Annotated in this window: 5 protein-coding genes; all 5 read left to right on the top strand. The window is 71.0% G+C overall.

The window, feature by feature from the left end:
- Positions 1-120: 120 nt before the first annotated feature.
- The gene (locus VFM98_RS21450; RefSeq protein WP_325111923.1) at positions 121-900 is read left to right on the top strand and encodes an enoyl-CoA hydratase/isomerase family protein; all 780 of its coding nucleotides are present in this window, start codon (positions 121-123) and stop codon (positions 898-900) included.
- Positions 901-913: 13 nt separating this feature from the next.
- Complete coding sequence (locus tag VFM98_RS21445) at positions 914-2,443, top strand: malonyl-CoA synthase (protein ID WP_325111922.1); 1,530 nt, start codon at positions 914-916, stop codon at positions 2,441-2,443.
- Positions 2,444-2,520: 77 nt separating this feature from the next.
- Positions 2,521-2,892, top strand: a complete 372-nt coding sequence (locus VFM98_RS21440; protein ID WP_325111921.1) for a hypothetical protein — start codon at positions 2,521-2,523, stop codon at positions 2,890-2,892.
- Positions 2,893-2,937: 45 nt separating this feature from the next.
- On the top strand, positions 2,938-3,939 hold the full coding sequence (locus VFM98_RS21435; RefSeq protein ID WP_325111920.1) for a chemotaxis protein CheB: 1,002 nt from the start codon (positions 2,938-2,940) through the stop codon (positions 3,937-3,939).
- 35 nt (positions 3,940-3,974) lie between these two features.
- Positions 3,975-4,723, top strand: a 749-nt coding sequence (locus VFM98_RS21430) for a chemotaxis protein CheB (protein ID WP_325111919.1), incomplete at its 3' end; no start/stop codon positions are given.

Raw genomic sequence — 4,723 nt, 5'->3', positions numbered from 1 at the left:
ACCATGTTGTCGCAGGGAGACATCCCGGTAGCGGGCGCCTTCGAAGACCTGTACCGTTGAGGGTTGCGTGCGGCCGGCGCGAGCCCGCCGCACGCGGCTTTTCGTACAGGAGATAACAACATGGCAGGCCAGGTACGGCTGGCGATCCAGGGCGCGATCGGGCGCGTCACGTTGTCGCATCCGGGCAAGCTCGACGCCATGTCGCGTGCGATGTGGCGCGAGCTGCGCGAATGCTTCCTGCGCATCCAGGCCGATCCGGCCCTGCGCTGCGTGGTGGTCAGCGGCGAGAACGGCAGCTTCTGCGCCGGCGGCGACATCGCCGAATACCCTTCGTTCCGCTTCGATCCGGCGAGCCTGCGCCGTTTCCACGAAGAGGAGGTGTGGGGCGGGCTGGCCGCGATGCTGGCCTGCGACGTGCCCGTGATCGCGCACATCGAGGGCGCCTGCATGGGCGCGGGGCTGGAGATCGCCTGCTGCTGCGACATCCGCATCGCCGGCGCCGGCGCGCGCTTCGGCGCCCCGATCGGGCGCCTGGGCTTCCCGATGGCGCCGCGCGAGCTGCAGCTCGTCGCCGCCAAGGCCGGCGAGGCGACCTTGCGCGAGCTGCTGCTCGAAGGCGTGCAGCTCGACGCGCACGCGCTGCAGGCGCGCGGCTTCCTGCACCGCGTGGTGGCCGACGAGGCGCTGGCGCGCGAGGTGGAGGCGAGCGCGCAGCGGGTGGCGAAGCTCGCCCCGCAGGCCGCGCGCATGAACAAGCAGCTGCTGCGGCAGCTGGCCGGCAGCGCGGCCGACGCCCCGCTGCCGCAGGAGGTGCTGGCGAAGGCGTACGATTACGCCGCGAGCGCCGAGCACCGCGAGGGCATCTCGGCCTTCCTCGAAAAAAGACCGCCCCGCTTCTGAATCCCGACCCGACATGACGGACAACCGCAACCTGTTCGTGGCGCTGCGCGCCGCCTTCCCGCAAGACCTGGACGGCATCGCCGTGGAGACCGATTCCGGCCTGCACTACAGCTGGAGCGACCTCGAGCGCGGCACGGCCATGATCGCCAACCTGCTGCAGTCCCTCGGCATCGAGGAGGGCGCCCGCATCGCGGTGCAGGTGGAGAAGTCGGTCGAGGCCGCGATGCTGTACCTGGCGACGCTGCGCGCGGGCTACGTGTTCCTGCCGCTCAACACCGCCTACCAGAAGGCGGAGATCGAATACTTCGTCGGCAACGCCGAACCGGCCGTGGTGGTCTGCACGCCGGGCAACTTCGGCTGGGTCAGCAAGATCGCCTTCCAGGCCGGAACGCAGCACGTCTTCACGCTCGGCGACGACCGCACCGGCTCGCTACTGGAGCGCGCGGCGATGCAGTCGGACCGGCAGACGCCGGTGGCGAAGGGCGGCGACGACCTCGCCGCCATCCTCTACACCAGCGGCACCACCGGCCGCAGCAAGGGCGCCATGCTCACGCACGGCAACCTGCTGTCCAACGCCGAAGTGCTGAAGGACTACTGGGGCTGGAAGGAAGGCGACGTCCTGATCCACGCGCTGCCGATCTTCCACGTGCACGGCCTGTTCGTGGCGCTGCACGGCGCGCTGCTCAATGGCAGCAGGATCCTCTGGTTTGCGAAGTTCGATCCGAAGAAGGTCATCGAACGCCTGCCCGATGCCACCGTGTTCATGGGCGTTCCGACGCTCTACGTGCGCATGCTGGCCGAACCGGCGCTCACGCCGCAGGCGTGCCGCAACATGCGGCTGTTCATCTCCGGCTCGGCGCCGCTGCTGATGGAAACCTTCAGCGCCTGGAAGGAGCGCACCGGCCACACGATCCTGGAGCGCTACGGCATGAGCGAAACGATCATGCTCACCTCCAACCCCTATTTCGAGGCGGAGGGCGAGCGCCGTGGCGGCACCGTCGGCTTCCCCCTGCCCGGCGTGAGCGTGCGCGTGCGCGACGACCAGGGCCATGACGTCCCCGTGGGCGAGATCGGCAACATCCAGGTCAAGGGCCCCAACGTGTTCAAGGGCTACTGGCGGATGCCGGAGAAGACGAAGGAGGAGTTCACCGAGGACGGCTGGTTCAAGACCGGCGACGTCGGCAGGATCGACGAACTGCGCTACGTCACCATCGTCGGCCGCAGCAAGGACCTGATCATCAGCGGCGGCTACAACGTCTACCCGGCGGAGGTCGAGGGCTACATCAACGAGTTGCCCGGCGTCGCCGAAAGTGCGCTGGTCGGCGTGCCGCATCCCGACTTCGGCGAAGTGGGCGTCGCGGTGGTCGTGCCGCGGCCGGGCGCGCAGCTCGATGCCGAGCAGATCATCGCCACGCTGAAGGGGCAGCTCGCCAATTTCAAGATCCCGAAGCGCTGCTTCGTGGTGGAGGAGCTGCCCCGCAACACGATGGGCAAGGTCCAGAAGAACCTCTTGCGCGATGCGCACAAGGCCCTGTTCGCATAGCTTTACGACGTAAGGCAGTTCCCCAGCCTGCGCGCGGCGCGGGTTGATTAAACTGGCGGCGAGGGACTCTCCACGCCATGTCTGCCTACGAAGCCCCTGCGCTCGACGCCATGGCGTTCCAGCTCGCCTCGGCGCTGGAGCAGTACGACCGCGACGCGGCGCGCATGGTGGAGACCTGGCTCGACATGGAGATGTACGAGCAGGTCAGCGAGGAGATCGAGCAGATCCGCATGTTCTGCGCGCCGCTGCCGCAGCTGAGCGTGCCCTGGGCCGAACTGCTCATCGCCCATGCGGAGCTGGTGCATTCGCTCTGGCGGCTGCGCTTCCGGGAACTGGAGAGCGACCGCGTGCAACTGGCCGAGGTGCGCGCGCGGCACGGCGCCTGCATCGGTGCGCTGCGTGCGCGCTGCCTGCGCATGCTGGCGTGCAGCGACTCGCGGCCCCGCTGAGCCGCGCTCGCCCCCGCGCTGCAGGTTGGCGGCGCACAATGGGCGATGCCGATCGAAACAACGAGCGGTTACCTGGTCGTGATCGGCGCTTCCGCCGGCGGCGTGCAGGCGTTGCTTCAGCTGGCGGAAGCGCTGCCGCCGGGCTTCCCCGCCCCCGTCTGCATCGTGCAGCACGTCGGGGCCAACCCGAGCCTGCTGCCGGAACTGCTCGCCAACCGCGGGCCGCATCCGGCCGTGCATGCGCGCGACCGCCAGCTGCTCACGCCGGGCGTGCTGCACGTGGCGCCGCCCGACCACCACATGCTGGTGGAAGGCCGCTACCTGCGCCTGACGCGCGGCCCGCGCGAGAACCACACGCGCCCGGCGATCGACCCGCTGTTCCGCTCCGCCGCGCTGGCCTGGGGCCCGCGGGCGATCGGCGTCGTGCTGTCCGGCTACATGGATGACGGTACCGCCGGCCTGGTGGCGATCAAGGACCGCGACGGCATCGCCGTCGTGCAGGATCCCGCCACGGCGGAGGAGCCGAGCATGCCGCGCAGTGCGCTCGACGCCCTGGACGTCGACTACAGCGTGCCGCTGGCCGAGCTCGGGCCGCTGCTGGCGCGGCTGGTGCACCAGGAGCCCGCGCCGGAACCGGGGCCGGCGGCGGACGCGCTGGTGCGCGAGGTGGGCATCAACCGCGGCGAGGACCTGCTCGACAACGTGCAGGCGATCGCCCAGCCGGCGGGGCTGGCCTGCCCGGATTGCGGCGGGGGCCTGTTCGAGGTGCGCGATGCGCGCCAGCTGCGCTTCCGCTGCCACACCGGCCATGCGTTCAGTGCCCAGGCCCTGGAGCGCGCCCAGGCCGAGGCCGGCGAGGATGCGATGCGCGGCGGCGTGCGCGCCCTGCAGGAGCGCGAGATCCTGCTGCGCCGCATGGCGGCCGTGTCCGAGGCGACCGGCGATGCGGGCCAGGCCGAGGCCGCGCGCCGCCACGCCGACCGCCTGCACGCGCAGGTGCGTGAATTGGCCATGCTGGCCGCGGCGGTGTCGGGCGAAGAGCCGTGAACGGGGCCGTATGATGGGCCGCACAGGCGACCGCCATGACGACCGATTTCACGCCCGACCAGGCCGAGGAACAGCTCGGTAACCAGATCGACGACCCGATCCCGAGCCACGGCCACGGCACCATGCCGGTGGTCGGCATCGGCGCATCGGAGTCGGCGCTGCCCCAGTTGCAGATGCTGCTGCAGGGCGTGCCGCAGCACAGCGGCATGGCCTTCGTCGTGCTGCGCCACGACCCGCCCGGCACCGGCACCGAAGCCGCGGCGGAGTGGGCCGGCCGGGTGGGCGAATCGATCCCGCTGCGCGTGGTGCCGGTCGAGCGCTCCGTGCGGCTCGAGGGCAACACGGTCTACATCGTGCCGCCGGCGCGCGGCGCCCGCGCCCTCGACGGCGGCCTGGTGCTCACCGACGGCGAGCCCGAGCACGGCCGCATGGTGATCGACCTGTTCCTGCGCAGCATGGCCGACACGCACGGCTCGCTTGCGGCCGCCGTGGTGCTCTCCGGCCCCGGCGCCGACGGCGCCATCGGCATCAAGCGCGTGAAGGAGCGCGGCGGCCTCACCGTGGCGCAGGATCCGGACGAGGCCGCGCTCGATGCGATGCCGCGCGCGGCCATCGGCACCGGCATGATCGACTGGGTGCTGCCCGCGCGCGAGATGCCGCAGCGCCTGGTCTCCTATTTCCAGCTGCAGCCGGCGCTGCAGCTGCCGCGCGAGGAGGGCGCCCAGCTGCAGGAAGTGACCCGCGGCGGGCGGGAGGAGGATGCGCCGCTGCGCGACATCCTCAC

Source organism: Ramlibacter sp., from assembly GCF_035706265.1.
Classification (GTDB): Bacteria; Pseudomonadota; Gammaproteobacteria; order Burkholderiales; family Burkholderiaceae_C; genus Ramlibacter.
This window is presented reverse-complemented; position numbering and strand designations above follow the sequence as displayed.